This window comes from Enterococcus mundtii, assembly GCF_002947535.1.
In the GTDB taxonomy this organism is placed as follows: Bacteria; Bacillota; Bacilli; order Lactobacillales; family Enterococcaceae; genus Enterococcus_B; species Enterococcus_B mundtii_B.
In genome coordinates this window covers 30,830-45,845 of record NZ_PUAP01000016.1, presented here as the reverse complement: position 1 = coordinate 45,845, position 15,016 = coordinate 30,830, and the positions used below count along the sequence as shown (strand labels likewise).

9 protein-coding genes are annotated in these 15,016 nt (G+C 38.1%); 6 read left to right on the top strand and 3 right to left on the bottom strand.

The genetic code is table 11. From position 1 onward, the window contains the following. The first annotated feature begins 62 nt into the window (after positions 1-62). The 5 genes from CUS89_RS16320 to CUS89_RS04470 all read left to right on the top strand — a co-directional run bounded on the left by CUS89_RS16320 (position 63) and on the right by CUS89_RS04470 (position 6,322). Entirely contained in the window at positions 63-191 is a 129-nt protein-coding gene (locus CUS89_RS16320) for a hypothetical protein (RefSeq protein ID WP_010735268.1), read from the top strand. A 518-nt stretch (positions 192-709) separates the two neighbouring features. Continuing rightward, positions 710-3,571 carry an HAD-IC family P-type ATPase gene (locus CUS89_RS04485; protein ID WP_104871202.1) on the top strand — a complete coding sequence of 954 codons (2,862 nt, stop codon included), beginning with the start codon at positions 710-712 and terminating at the stop codon, positions 3,569-3,571. 90 nt (positions 3,572-3,661) lie between these two features. Further along, positions 3,662-4,105 (top strand): hypothetical protein, encoded by a 444-nt coding sequence (locus tag CUS89_RS04480; RefSeq protein ID WP_104871201.1) that lies wholly within the window; start codon positions 3,662-3,664, stop codon positions 4,103-4,105. A gap of 18 nt (positions 4,106-4,123) precedes the next feature. Continuing rightward, the gene (locus CUS89_RS04475) at positions 4,124-4,483 is read left to right on the top strand and encodes a hypothetical protein (protein ID WP_146103404.1); all 360 of its coding nucleotides are present in this window, start codon (positions 4,124-4,126) and stop codon (positions 4,481-4,483) included. 201 nt (positions 4,484-4,684) lie between these two features. After that, complete coding sequence (locus CUS89_RS04470) at positions 4,685-6,322, top strand: DUF3114 domain-containing protein (protein WP_181055305.1); 1,638 nt, start codon at positions 4,685-4,687, stop codon at positions 6,320-6,322. 323 nt (positions 6,323-6,645) lie between these two features. Here CUS89_RS04470 and CUS89_RS04465 read toward each other — a convergent pair whose 3' ends face one another. Continuing rightward, on the bottom strand, positions 6,646-8,133 hold the full coding sequence (locus CUS89_RS04465; RefSeq protein ID WP_104871198.1) for a helix-turn-helix domain-containing protein: 1,488 nt from the start codon (positions 8,131-8,133) through the stop codon (positions 6,646-6,648). Between the two features lie 189 nt (positions 8,134-8,322). Between CUS89_RS04465 and CUS89_RS04460 the strand changes: the two genes are divergently transcribed. Continuing rightward, positions 8,323-11,340: a bacterial Ig-like domain-containing protein gene (locus CUS89_RS04460; RefSeq protein WP_104871197.1), complete on the top strand. Its 3,018-nt coding sequence runs from the start codon at positions 8,323-8,325 to the stop codon at positions 11,338-11,340. A 65-nt stretch (positions 11,341-11,405) separates the two neighbouring features. On the opposite strand, the gene CUS89_RS04455 is transcribed toward CUS89_RS04460, so the two are convergent. Then, positions 11,406-13,193 (bottom strand): ABC transporter ATP-binding protein, encoded by a 1,788-nt coding sequence (locus CUS89_RS04455; RefSeq protein WP_104871196.1) that lies wholly within the window; start codon positions 13,191-13,193, stop codon positions 11,406-11,408. After that, complete coding sequence (locus CUS89_RS04450; RefSeq protein WP_104871195.1) at positions 13,180-14,928, bottom strand: ABC transporter ATP-binding protein; 1,749 nt, start codon at positions 14,926-14,928, stop codon at positions 13,180-13,182. The genes CUS89_RS04455 and CUS89_RS04450 overlap by 14 nt, the downstream gene beginning before the upstream one ends. Positions 14,929-15,016 lie beyond the last annotated feature (88 nt).

Genomic DNA, 15,016 nt, shown 5'->3' with positions numbered 1-15,016 from the left:
GTACAATAGCGAAGTGTTTATCACAGTAGCGAAAAAGTGAATAGAGTAAAAGAGGGAAACAGATGAATTCAAAAGAGAAAATGCTTGAAATAATCAAAAAGAAGCAAGGTGGCGGTCGAGTTGAAAAGATGGCTACGCCAAAGAATGATCGTAGTAACATGAGAAAAGGACCTAAAATCTATAATAAATAATGAACGACTGATAAATATCAGCTGAATTGTTTGTTGTTATAAACTAACACTAGTGAGTAATCGCTGGTGTTTTTTTTGTCTGAAAATGAAGAAATAGGACCCTAGTAACATAAAAATCCAAACAAATATAAAGGATTATTGGGTACAAAATCAGAAAAAAATTCTGTTTGATAAAAATACGTAAGCTATTTTTATTTTTATAAAATCACGTTAAAAAGAATATTATAAAACGATAGTTATTGTTATTTTATTATGCGGTAGTTTTTAGATTAAAATAAGGATCAATTGAAAAATACATGTAAAAGCTTTTTAAATAATGTTTTTATGCATATATGTATAGTTTTTTTATAAAAAATTCAGTTTGAAGAAAAAAATGTATTTGAAAATCAGTTATTTAATGTTAAGGTGTTGATGAAGATAGCTACGAGTAAATATAACGTAATCCTTTTTTGTTTTATGATTGGTTATCTTTTTTTTAAAAAAAATTATTTGATGATAATGCAATAGGAGGGGGAAAAATGGAAAAACATTTCTTAACGATTCCTGACGAATTAAATGAGAAAACCGGGCTGGGAGAGAGGCAAGTAGAAGAAAGGATCTTAAAAAATCAAACAAATGAATTGAATACCCGATCTGCTGGAAAAACGACAAAAGAAATTATTATGAAGAATTGCATGACCTTGTTTAATTTTTTAAATGTTTTATTGTTCATTACAGTTGTATCTATCGGATCCTTTAGAAATAGTTTTTTTATGGTTTCGATTTTAGTCAATACATCTATGGGGATTTACCAAGAAATCAAAGCGAAAAGGACGATAGAAAGACTTAGTGTTTTAAAGCAAGATCATGTGACTGTTTTGCGAGAAGGAAAAGAAGCAACGATAAAAAAAGAAGAAATCGTCTTAGATGATGTTCTTTTTTTAGCAAAAGGGATGCAAGTGCCAGTAGATGTTTGTGCGCTTTCTCAAGGGGTGTTCGTTGATGAATCGATGATTACAGGAGAATCAGACTTAGTAGAAAAGAAAAGGGGAGACACGATTTATTCTGGTAGTTTGGTGATGCAGGGGAAAATAAAATCAATCGTTACCCAAGTCGGTGAAGAAACATACATAGCAAAATTAACGAAGGAAGCCAAATCGTTCAAACCGATGCGCTCAAACATACAATTAGCCATCGATCGCATTTTGAGAGTGATCGCGGTAGGCATTATCCCTATTGCACTACTTGTGTTGATCAATCAATTTATTCTTAGTGCCATGGATCTATCCTTAGTTGAGTCCAGGAAATTAGCGATTATTGGTAGTACGACAGCGATTTCTAGTTTGATTCCAGAAGGGTTAGTATTATTGACTTCTGTCGCTTTAGCTGCGGGGGTGATCAAACTTTCTAAAATCAAGGTCTTAGCTCAAAGTTTACCAGCTATCGAGACACTTGCTCGAGTCGATGTATTGTGTCTCGATAAAACAGGCACAATCACAGAAGGAAAAATGAGTGTCGAAGAAGTGATTTATTATCATAAAACAAAAGAAGAAGTAGACGCAACCGTTGCTTTTTTACTCAAACAAGATACGGAATCGAATATGTCAACAGAAGCATTAAAGAAAGTATTTCATGAAGATACTTCTTATCGATTTGAAAAAGACAACTATGTGCCTTTTTCTTCTGAGAGTAAATCACAAGCGATTGAAATAAAAGGTCAAGGAACCTATGTACTTGGTGCTTTCGACTTGATTGTAAATAATATCGAAACATCAATAAAATTAGAGATCGAAAGTGCGTTGAAAGCTGGTTATCGTATCCTTGCCTTGGCGCATACGCCTTCTTCTATACTGGATAACCAAGTACCGAAAGATGGGCAGATCATTGCCTTGATATTCATCAAAGACAAAGCAAAACCAGATGCAAAAAAAATACTTTCCTATTTCAAAGAACAAGGAATCAAAGTAAAAATCATTTCTGGAGATCATCCTGATACCGTTGCCGGTATTGCACGAGATGTAGGGATCAAAGGAAAAGCGATCAGTTCAAAAGAGTTACCTGACACAAAAGATGCATTGCGAGACATCGTAGAAGAAACGAGTATTTTTGGGCGAATCACACCGGATCAAAAGAGGGATTTGGTTCAGGCGTTACAGGACAACGGACATACAGTAGCGATGGTGGGGGATGGGATCAATGATATCTTGGCACTGAAAAAATCAGATTGTGGCATCACTTTTGGAATAGCAAGTGAGGCGGTCAAATCAGTGACTCATTTTATTCTACTAGAAGGGAATTTCTCAGTTTTGCCACAAGTTGTCAGAGAAGGAAGAAAAGTGATCAATAATATCAATCGTGTAGCTGGGATGAATATCTTACGTGTGATCTATGCGTTAACACTGATCGTATTATTGACCTTTTCTAGACAACTGTTTCCGATTGAATCAATCAATCTTGCTCTAGTTAGTTCTTTAGCGATCGGCGTGCCTTGTGGGTTGTTGATTTTGGAAAATGACGATCAGAAAATCAAAGATGATTTCTTCGAACGAATCAAAATCTATGTTATTCCAGCAGGCGTGACGATTGGTTTGGCCATCATGGCTATGTATATGATTACATATTATGCGCCTATCTACTCAAAATTTGTCGGAAATATCGAAGTGCAATTGTATGTAGATTTTGTCGTAGATGCCACTTTGATCATTGGGTTGACCCAATTTTATTTGTTGTACTTGCTTTATCGCCCATTAACGAGTTATCGAATCAAAATCTTGTGTTTTTCTCTGGTTTTATTTTTTATTAGCTACTTTATTCCTTTTGTGAATGAATTTTTTGGTTTGACACCGGTGCATTCTTTCAGATTTTTGGTTCCTGTCGTATTAACGATTGTTTTATTGACGATCATTAGCCGTATCGTGAGAGATCGTAAACAATGGAAAAGTCCAACTGTTTTATTACTAACATTCTTTTTTGTCACCGCTGCTACAGGCGTCGGGCTATACTTACAGCAACTACACAAAGATAGCGTTGATTCAACTATTTATTGGGGGATAATCCCTCAAACGATTGAACCACTTAATGCGCCGATTGTCGACAAGGACAAGAAAACAGTACTCCAACCGCTGACCGATAAATTAGAAGGGGGGACAAACCAAACTGTTTCGATTTCTTATGAAGAAGAGGACTTAGCAACATTAGAAATCCTTCCTAATATCAGAATGTTCGATGAGCAAGGTGCTGAACGGAGATTGAATTTACCGTTATTTGAAGAAAACATAGCTAAGACACTGCATCCTGGAGTATACGTAAAAGCGAAGGCAAGCAACGTTTCTCTTCATGATTGGGTGATCGTAGATTCAAGAGATGTACCTACAGAAGTGAAAAAGAAACTTGCTGAATAATTAAAAAAGTTGAAAGGGGGTGATGCGTATGGAGTGATTAATACCTTTATCGGTCGATCCATTTAAACCTTTAGTAAAGGGGCAAGAAAGATGAGAAAAATATGTTTATTGATCAGTAGTGCATTGATGATTCTGTTTGTTGGTTACCACGAGGTGAAAAAGCAACACTTGTCTGTTTGGACTGATAAAAGTGCTGATTTTTCAGGGATCATTGATGCCGCAGACCTGCCTTCTTTAGAGTATTGGAGGGATGAAGTCATTCATGGTAAGGGGGTGAGAGATCTTGAACTCAAATTGAAGTTACAGGACATCAAAAAAAATAAGCATTGTACTTTCTTGAAACAATTGACAGAAAATGATGTGATCATCAATGTAAATGGTGATAGATGGTTTCCTGATACGGTAAGTAATAGTCGCAAAGTTTATGTCTATTTGACAAAAGAACGGAGATTTGTAGGAAGTGGTCCGACTAAAGAATTACCGATCGAATCTATTCAAGCGATACGATTCGGACAGACAAAAAATTCATATTAAAAGGAATGGTGCAAAATGATGGAAAATTCAATTCAAAAATTAGCAGGAATCTCTGCAATGTTGTTTAGTCTAGTTTTACTGGTAGGTAGAATGTTTCGGGTCATTGTTGATGGGCAAACGAATAATGCTGTCTCGATTATCTTGAACGTGATAAATGTCATGGTCATATGCTTGGTGATTTATGCTTGGCGTAAAATAAAACAACAAAATAAATCGACCCTGCCACATCTTCTTACGCTCATTGGACTTGGTGTTGCACAATCGGTGATCATCATCAATCAAGTCAATATCGTAACAAATTATGCTGGGATCTTCGTCTTATTAGTTGGGGGCTTTTTAGTATATAGCAGTGGTATCGTATATTTAGCGAAACGATGAAGAAGAATAGAATACTACAAAAAGACAATGCCACAACTAAGTAATTTATCTGGCGGAAAAGTACAAGAGTTGTCGCATTGCTAATAATTAAGTATAGCTAGATAACAGACATGAGTCAAGAATGTTCATTGAAACAATTCTTTCGTTCTTGACTCATGGCATATTCATAGGATGAAATCGACAGATGATAGGGGTGATGTTATGAAATTACTATTCCTGATACCATTGTTTATTTTTTGTGGCTGTACTGTAGAAAATCAACCGTCTTTAAAAGATCTTTATCCTAATAAAGGGGCTGAAACAACCTATCATGAGATGGTCGATTATTTTAATTCACATGTCACATACTACAAAGAATGTTGGCAATACGGAGAGCAACAAACGAATGAAGAGTATCATTACGTCACTGAGAATTTAAACAAAAATGGACACTTTCAACGGTCGAGTGTAGAACAAAATCAAGAAAATAAGGTCTATTATCGTGGGTTTATTGATGGAGATTTGATTTCTGAATCGATTTTAGATGAATCAACCAATGCGTTTCAATTCAATGAGCGCTTTTTATTGCATACCGGAACATTTATGGAAAATCTACTGAAGAACCAAGAGGACTGGACGATCTTGAAAAGTCAGCGCCAGGACCACAATGAGAAGATTGAGTTGATTTTTGATTTCAAGATAGATGAATCACTCTATCTAAAGATGTCTTTTACAATTGGAGAATCAGGTTTTTTAAAAGAAATAAGAACTCGTTATTTTGATCGCCAAGATGCGTTAGCTACCAATCAATTTATTTACTATGAAGATGTTCAAATCAACAGTATCAATGAAAAAAAAGAATTACCTGTGGAACAAATTCGACAAGAAATCATCTTTGCAGATGAGTCATATCAGACATTAATGAAAGAACTAACGGATACGAATGAGCTGACGTTAGCCGCTTTTGATGAATTTGTGACACAAAAAGAGTATCCGATCGGTTCGAATATCTACACACAGTTATTGATGATGGCTGAAGGCGATGCAAAGGAAAAATTGACGTTGCTTCTTGAACAGTTAGGTGCAACAATCGATGAATTTAATATGCTTCAATTAAATGAATTCCGTCGATTTGACGAGTTTATAGCCCCACATAGTTTCTTTTTGCACTATCTCGCAGAATTAGTGCAAGAAGCCTTTCCAAATGGTTTACTTGAAGCTTATGAAGATGGAGAACATTTCTTTGCTCGATCCGTCCATCAACTAAGGATGTACCTTGATAAATTAAATTTGTCGTATGTACGTATTCATTTTAAGAAAAACGGAATGACCGACGAAGAAGCTTTAGCTGAATATGGGAAACGATGGGGAGTTGAACAGCAGTATTCACCCGCGCGATTTCACAATAAATACCCTAAAAACAAAACATTCAAAGAAAGTATCATTGGCAGAGAAAACCGAAAAATACTGGTTAACAGGAGATTTCACTCTGAATTTATCTTGAATCCTGAAGGGGACTTTGTGAGTAGCTGGAATGTATTAAAAATGGAAAATGGTCGAGTAGATAGCAATCCAGAAAACTATTCATTTCATTTTGATTTGAGAAAAGAATTACTCGATGGAGAATCGTTTAATTATGCCAGCAAAAATGATCGACTGCATAAACTTTTAGATAGTTCCCCCTCTAAAAAGCTCGATCATCAGATTCGCCAACAAGCAAAAAAAGGTTGGATCAGTGCGAGCATGACGGAATACTTCAATCGGCACCCAAATGTCTATCCAATGATCCTTGGCTTGTTATTCTTTTTGGCGTTTCATTTTTTTGTTCTTTTTTATCATAGAAGAAAGAGCGATGAATAAAACAATCATGTGAAAGGAGAGAACCTTCTATGCAGACGAGAACAAATAAGCAGATCGATGTATTTGTTGTAATACTTGTGATCACCATTTTAAGTGTTTATCTCATACGGAATCACAGGGATGATTTATTTCAAGTGTTTCGCTATCTTTGTGTATTTTAAAAAGACTATTACATTAGGTTTTCATGCTATTCTTTCCTTGGCTGTAGTCAATAGCCCAATAAATCCATCGACAGATCAAGTAATAGCAAACATTAGACTTAGCGAAAACATTTTAGAAATCTTTCACTAAGTCTAAAGAAAAAAACGAATTGAACCTTGCGACTATGAATGATTAGAAGCACGTTCAATCAAATGTAGCTTCAAGTCGCTCCACTCCTCATGCGTCGGTATTTGAGCCATTTGGATCACTTCACAGGTCATTTTCTCCGTAAAATCGTAATTACTGACGAGGAGACAAGCGCCTAACTCATCCATTTTTGTCTGGGTGATCGGTTGATCGAAAAGAAAGAGGGGGTGATACGTTTCAGGTAGCCATTTTTGGATCATAGCCATCAAAAAACTATCGTAACCAGCATCTCCATGAAAAGAAAAAACGATCATTTGCTTGGGCTTACTTTGTGATTTCTGATAGGAAGATTGGATCATACTTAAAGATAGTGCAACTTCTTTTATGCAGGTCAATGGTAGAATTTCTTGCCACTTAAGTTGTTGCAATCGGTTTTGCCAGGAGCAATAGAGTGTTTCAAAGAATGGATCGACTAAATGATCAATCGACAATAAATGACTCTCAAAGCCATCGGTGATTTTACTTAGCAAGCGAAGGTTAGCTAAATAAGCACTCATTTGCTCAATGCCTTCCTTCGTTGTACCTTCAATAAGTGCTTCTTCTATTAGGAATTGCTTGATCCATTTCTTGGCTTGTACTTCTTCTTGATAATGTGTGGCTTTATGGGATATCATCTCTTGATAGTTAGATGAACTATAGGAAATACAGTGTAAAGCAATCAAGTAAGCCCAAGCTAGTTCATTAACTGACAGCTGTTGGATACCAAGAATCTCCTTTAAAAAAGGGATGATTTTTTTTGAGAATCTTTTGAAGCTTTTTCTGGACTGGATGATAGTCAATGTTTCTGATGGGATTTCACCTTGTTTACGACGCAACCATCGTTCCTTTAAGATAGATAACCATAACGTAGCACGAAAATTACTAATATGTAAATGAGACTGAAAGGCTTGCTGTAATTCAGCAAACATGACTCTGTATGTTTCTTGAGAGAATAGATAGGTATGATCTGTAATGATCGTTCGCCGAAAGCTTGCATAAAAGTGAAAAAAGAAAAAACGAATATCATTTTCTTTTCCAACAAGATCGCCATTTTTAGGAGAGAGTTGTATTCGATAGTTTTTTAGTTCATGGTTCATGTGTTGAATGATCTTACGCAAAGCTGAACTAGATAAATGATACTCTAAGCGCATGGCTTCGAAGGATTGAAGATTGCCGCGAAGGCTACGGTCAATGAGCTTATAAGTAATCGTTTCTCTAACAAGAGACAAAAGAGAAGTATCCAATGTTTCTCCTTCTGTTATTTTTAAGCGGTAACCGATCATTTTGATTGATTGTAACTGGATCGATGGTGGTAATTTGGTACGCAATGCCTGGATATCTGAACGTAGAGTAGGTGGTGTACAGCCTATTTCTTGGACTAGTTCAGTGATCGAAGTGATATCATTTCGTTTTCTCAAATAAGTAAGAATCTTGATTTGACGATGTAATTGTTTATTTTCATGTAGTTTGAAAAAAGGTTCCATCCGTTGCTCCTTTCATTACTTGACGCTCATTTGCTTGCTTTATTTTATCTTTCTCGTTTAACAAACACAAACCTATTTCCAAATATTTTTTTCAAAAAAAAAAAAATAAAAAATTTTCTTTCACGGATTACGGTAAAATTTAGTTGGATGTTTTTTTATCTTTCTATAATTTGAGGAGTTGAATAAACAATGGACCACAGAAAAATAGTAAAAGTGACAGCTTCAATGTTATTACTCATGAACGCATCCCAACAGAGTATCATGACGTTTGCTGATCACTTAGACAGTGGACAGATGACAGAAGAGCTAGTAAGTTCGACCATCGAAGAACCAACAGAGAACAGCGTGATGGAAACAGCAGAAAACGAAGCGATGGATGAGCAGCAAATAAGCGAAACACCAGAATCCTCAGCGACTGTTCCATCAGAAGCACCCACAGAACCTACCACAGAAACAACGGCAGATGTAAATGCTGAGGTAGAGCAATCTACTGGCGATTCGACAATCCCCACCACTGTGGAACAAGAAGTGACGGATATTTCAAGTGACCCAGTTATTCCAGATCCAAATGCCAAGACGGAATGTTTTGAGATACAAGGAACAGAAGACCAATTGGCATCTGGTGTGTTTGGTAGCAGTCCCTGGCGGATCGACCAAGAAGGTGTTTTGTACATAGATGCAGGGATATTAGGAGAAACAACGTCGGCGGCTCGTGCACCTTGGTTTCCTCACCGTTCACTTATCAAAAAAGTAGTTCTTACTGGCCCCGTGGTAGCAAATGCTGAATCATTAGGATTATTTTTTGATATGAATCAGCTAACGACGATCGAGAATTTATCCAATTTAGATACAAGTCAAGTCACGAATATGGATTATTTCTTTGCATGGTGTTCTCAGTTGACGTCATTAGACCTATCTACTTTCGACACTCAGAATGTTCGCTCCATGAATTATATGTTCAATGGGGTGTCTTCTGTCAGCACGCTCGATCTAAGCAACTTCAACACAGCGAATGTCACTGAAATGAGCCATATATTTTATGGGATGAGCGGATTGACTTCATTAGATCTATCCAGTTTTAACACGATGAACGTGTCGAACATGAGCTACATGTTTTATGATTGCTCTGCCTTGACGACATTGGATGTAACTGGTTTTCAAACAGCTAACGTGACGAATTTCAGTCATATGTTCCGCGGTTGTTCCGGATTGGCTCAACTGGATCTTTCTAGTTTTGTAACGAGTCAAGCAACAGAAATGTCCTTCATGTTCCATGGCTGTTCGGGATTACAAGCGTTAGATGTGACTCATTTTGATACGAGCAATGTTATGTTCATGCATTATATGTTCCATGGTTGTTCCGGTTTGACAGAACTCGATGTTACTCGCTTTGATACGACAAACGTGACTTCCATGTTCTATATGTTCTTCGGTTGTTCAAGTCTGACAGAGTTAGATGTTACGAATTTTTCAACAACTAATGTAACAACGATGAGTTTTATGTTTGCTGATTGCATCAATTTGAATACGATCGATGTCAGTGGTTTCGATACAGAAAATATCCGCTTCATGCGAGGGATGTTTAGAAATTGTCAAAATATCACTGAATTAGATCTATCCCATTTTAAAACTGGTAAGGTGCAGTTGCAGCAAGAGATGTTTGCTGGTACAACCTCCTTATCCAAAATTTCTTTAGGTATCCAGTTCTATTCTTTGACCGATACCAATATTCCTGAGTTGCTCGCTACAGAAGAGCATACGGGGTATTGGCAAAATGTGGGATCTGGTACAGAAGAGATCCCTCTTGGTGAGCATGTATTGAGTTCTTCGTCACTGATGACGACTTATCAAAACAGTATGGCGGATACCTATGTTTGGCAACCGATTGCCAGTGAGTCGATCCACGCAATCGATTCAACGATCTATGTTGGCGATAGTTGGGAACCGATCGACAATTTTGTCTTAGCGACCGATCCAAATGGAGAATCAATTCCTTTTGATGAAAGTATGGTCAGTGGTACAGTGGATACTACGACAGCAGGAGTCTATCCAGTGACTTATACCAATGGTTCTGCGAGTCAACAGATCAATGTCACCGTCGAAGAAAGCCAAGAATCCCTTCAAGTCATCGATTCGACGATTATTGTAGGTGATACATGGACGCCAAGTGATAATTTTGTTTCAGCGACTGATCAAACGGGTGAAGCTGTGCCATTTGATGAAAACATGGTCAGTGGCGAAGTTGATACGACACAGGTAGGCGAGTACAAAATCACCTATACCGTTGGGACGCTCAGTCGTGAGATCACAGTGACAGTCGTTGCTAGTCAAGAAGCGATCAAGGCAACCGATTCAAGGATCCATACAGGTGATGTTTGGCATCCTCGTGATAATTTTGTCTCAGCGACGAACAGAGCAGGTGAGAATTTGCCATTTGATGAAAGTATGGTGTCAGGTACCGTTGACACTGGGCGAACAGGAAACTTCATCATTACTTATACAAATGGTGAAGCTACTCAACGAATCACAGTGACCGTCGTTGAAAATAAAGAAACGATCCAAGCGCAAAATGGTAGTCTTTATGTCGGGGATAAATGGTCCCCAGGCGATCAATTTGTGTCTGCCACTAATAAAGACGGTGAGATGATCGCTTTTGATGAAAGCATGGTGAGTGGGACAGTGGATACCACAAAAGCTGGAGATTATCCGGTTACTTATACCAACGGTCGAGCGACAGAGGAAGTGATGGTCGTTGTAAAAGAAAACGGAGAAACAATGGTGACAAAAGATCTCCAGTTATATGTCGGTGATACATGGAAGCCGATCGATGGTTTCGTATCTGCGACAAATCGTGCAGGATTCACCCTTGCATTTGATGAAAGCATGGTATCAGGAACCGTTGATACCAACAAAGAAGGAACGTACACGATCACTTATACGAATGGTTCAGCTTCAGAAATAAGTCAAGTGACAGTAAGTAAACGAGGAACTGCAGGAGGGAATGCAAACACAGGCGGAGGGAATACTCAGCAAAAGAAAACAGGCAATACCCCTGCGATACAACAAAAACAAGCCCAAGGAAATGCAGCAAAAAACTTGCCAAAAACGGGTGAGATCCAATCTAGTGCAGCAGTTCTTGGTTTAGCCCTAGTTGGTGGAGCAATCGGAACTTATATCTACAATAAAAAGAAAAATCGTAAAGATTGATTCTATAAGATCAAAAAGCCAACTTAGTTTCGGAATGAACCTAGACTAAGTTGGCTTTTTGTGACTCAACTATTTTGAAATTGGCTGTTGTATAAGCTTGCGTAAAGTGTTGGTTGTTGTAATAGTTCTGTATGTGTTCCTGTTTCAATGATATCTCCGTTTTGCATCACTACGATCATATCCGCATGTTCAATCGTAGAAAGGCGGTGGGCAATCACGAAACTTGTCCGGTTTTTAGTCAAAGCATTCATTGCTTCTTGGATCAACGCTTCCGTACGTGTATCAACACTCGATGTTGCTTCATCTAATATTACGACTGCTGGATTAGCTAGAATGACCCGTGCAATCGTCAAGAGCTGTTGTTGCCCTTGGGATATTGCTCCATTTTCGCTTGAGATGATGGTGTCATAGCCTTGAGGCAATGTGCGGATAAAATGATCACATTGGGCAATTTTTGCTGCTTGAATGACTTCATCTCTGGTTGCCTCTTTTTTACCATATGCAATATTTTCTGCAACAGTTCCTTCAAAGAGCCAAGTATTTTGTAGCACCATCCCGAATAGATTCCGCAATTCATGTCGCGGAAAATCAGTGATATCATGACCATCGAATAAAATCTGTCCGTCATTGATTTCATAAAAGCGCATCAAAAGATTCACAAGGGTTGTTTTTCCGGCGCCAGTTGGGCCTACGATAGCAACTGTTTGTTTTGGTTTGACTGAGAAGTTAACATCCTTCATCAACGGTTTTTCTGGTGTATAACCAAAGCGGACATGTTTGAATTCAATAGCTCCTTGTGGTGTGATGATTGGATTTTCGACTGCCTGATCAATGGCTTCTTCTGGCTCATCCATGATCTCGAAAATCCGTTCGATGGAAGCCATTGCTGATTGTACCGAGTTGATGACATAAGAAGCGGTAGAGATTGGTTCCGAGATTTGGTTGATGTACTGCAAATAGGCTTGCAAGAAACCAATCGTGATACCACCAGATAAAACAGATATTGCGCCAATGATCCCACTAGCGATAAACGCTAATTGATTGATCAAACGAATCGCTGGATAGATCGCAAAATTCATGAATTGCGCTTTTTTGAAAGCTTGCGATTGTTTTTCATTCACTTTATTGACTTCTTCAATCGCTAATGCTTGTTGGTTGAAGGCTTTGATCACCAAATTGCCAGTCAAATATTCTTCCGCTTTATTATTCAAATCTCCCAGTTCTTCTTGGTTATGATCAGAAATTTGTTTATTCTTGTTGGCGAATTTTGTCGTGACAACCGCGCTGACAATAATCAAAACAAGGACGAGCAACGTTAATTTCATGTCGATATAAAACAACATGATACCAGCTAAGAGGATCGTTACTAGAGAAGTGAAAAATTGGTTGATCCCAGTTAACAATACTTGTGACAATTGATTCAAGCCAGTAGTTGTGCGACTAATGATATCGCCGACTTGATGGCGGTCATAAAAAGCCATCGGTAAAGCTTTGAATTTTTTCGTAACTTCTTTTCGAACACGCAATGTTACTCGTTCACTCAATGAAGCCATTGCTCGTTCCTGGATAAAAGAAGTGACGCTACTCAGTAAAGAAAAGAGTATCAGCAGGATAACGGGTAAAAGCAATGTTTCTTTCACATCAGTCGCAGTCATTTGGGGCAAGCCAACAGCTTGGATACGGGCGAGTAGTTGGTCGATCCCGATCCCCATGATCAGAGGCATTGCAACGACTAATGTATTCCCGACCAAGCTACAAAGTAATGAACCATAGAAGATTTTATGTTCAGGCTGGATCATTTTCCAGAAGCGTTTCAAACTTTGTTTTTTTATCGTTGTTTTAGTCATTTCCATCGACTCCCTCCTTCAACATACCTTGTGATTTCGCAAATTCCTGATACGAGCGATTGGTTTTCAATAGCGCTTCATGCGTGCCTTGTCCGACGATCCGTCCTTCATCCAAAACAATAATATTATCAGCATTCATGATGGTACTTAAACGTTGTGCCACGATGATCAGTGTTTTATCTGCCATTTCTCGATGCAACGCACGGCGTAATTTAGCATCTGTCCGATAGTCCAATGCAGAGAAACTATCGTCAAAGACATAGATTTCAGCAGGTTTAACTAACGCTCTAGCGATACACATCCTTTGTTTTTGTCCGCCAGAATAATTATCTCCCCCTTGAGCCACAAAGCTGTCCAATTGATCCGGTAGATTTTCTAAGACTTCATTCAATTGTGCGACGCGAACTGCTTTGGTTAGTTCTTCATCTGTCGCATGTTCATTCCCCATCAATAGATTACTTCGAATCGTTCCACTAAATAAAAAAGCTTTTTGAGGAACATAACTAATATAGCTTCGAAGGGTTTCTTGGTTCATTTCTGTGATCGGGGTGCCTGCGAATTTGATTTGCCCACATGAGACATCGTTTAGACGTAGCAGTAATTTTGCAATGGTACTTTTTCCGGAACCTGTTCCACCAACAATAGCTGTGGTTTTTCCTTTTGGGACGGCAAAATCAATGTTTTCCAACACAGGATCAGCGGTTTCGTTATAACGAAATGTGACATTCTCAAAGGATAAGAAAGTTTCATCTACTGAATCGAAGGATAAAGTTTCTGGTTGGTCGGGATCTTTGATTTCGATTTCAGCGTGTAATACTTCTTCAATCCGTTTAAGACAAGAAATTGATTTTGGCACGATAACAAGAACCATTGCGGCAATCATCAAATAGGCAAGTGTCAACATCGAATATTCTACAATGGCAGTCACTGTACCGATTTGTAAGCTACCATTAGCCACCAAACCGCCACCAAACCACAAAATAGAAGCATAAACGATGCCCATCAATAAAAAGGCGATGGGTGTGACCCAAGCAAAGATCCGATTGACACGAATCATTTGTTGCGCGTAGTTTTCAAAGGTCTTATTTGTTCTTTTTTCTTCATAGTCTTGATTATTAAAGGCACGGATCATATTGACACCTGTAAAAAATTCACGCAGCGTTGTCGTGACACGATCCATTTTCGGTTGGATACTCAAAGATAAAGGCGTTCCTTTTTTCATTAAATAATACGTGACTAGAGCATAGACGAAGATCGAGCCCAAAGTGATCAATGTCAACTTGACGGAATGCTCCAACATCATCAGAATCGTAAATAGCGAAATGATCGGTGCTGGGACGATCATCTGACAGAACATGACGATCATTTGTTGGACATTATCTACGTCATTGGTCATTCTAGTCAAAAGAGAACCGGTGTTAAATTGATCAACATCTTTCATTGATAATTGTTGGAATTTTTTAAAAAAGCTTGCTCGTGTCTGATAGCCAAATCGAGCGGCTAACAAAGCAGAATAGTAGCTTGAGGCAACTGCGGCAAAAGATCCTAATAAGGCAACGATCAACATTTGAATTCCGATTTGTTGGATTTGTTTCACTTCGCCACTTGCAATCCCTGTGTCTATGAGATCAGCTACTAACTTTGGCACACCAAGGGTTCCTAGAAGTTGTAAACAGATAAATAAAAGAGTAAGTAGAGCAATTCCTTTATTGTTTTTTATAGATTTTTTTAATAATGTCATTGTGTTTCCTCCTTTTCCCGACAAATACGCATTCTACACCTTAAAGTTACTTGAAGGTCAAGGAAAAAAAGCATAAACTATGCTTGAG